At 61.7% G+C, this 494-nt stretch carries 1 protein-coding gene; it reads left to right on the forward strand.

The window, feature by feature from the left end; all coding sequences use genetic code 11:
* The coding region (locus tag CPY51_RS06320; RefSeq protein ID WP_146260083.1) for a formyltetrahydrofolate deformylase at positions 1 to 494 on the forward strand (494 nt) is incomplete at both ends.

Below are 494 nucleotides of genomic sequence, written 5' to 3' on the forward strand. Positions count from 1 at the left end.
GGCCATTGTCTCAACGACCTGCTCTATCGCTGGAAGATCGGCGCGCTGCCGATCGATATCGTCGGCGTGGTGTCCAACCACTTCGAATACCAGAAGGTGGTGGTCAACCACGACATTCCGTTCCACCACATCAAGGTGACGAAGGAGAACAAGCCGCAGGCCGAGGCGCAGATCCTCGAGATCGCCGAACAGGGCGGCACCGAGCTGATCGTGCTGGCGCGCTACATGCAGGTGCTGTCGGATGCGATGTGCCGGACGATGTCGGGGCGGATCATCAACATCCACCACTCGTTCCTGCCGTCATTCAAGGGCGCCAACCCGTACAAGCAGGCCTATGAGCGCGGCGTCAAGCTGATCGGCGCCACGGCCCATTATGTCACCGCCGACCTCGACGAAGGCCCGATCATCGAGCAGGACACGGTGCGGGTCACCCATTCGCAAAGTGCGGAAGACTACGTCTCGATGGGCCGCGACGTCGAAAGCCAGGTGCTGGC

The sequence above is a fragment of the Arminella tubonensis genome (assembly GCF_003240585.1).
Lineage (GTDB): Bacteria > Pseudomonadota > Alphaproteobacteria > Rhizobiales > Rhizobiaceae > Rhizobium > Rhizobium tubonense.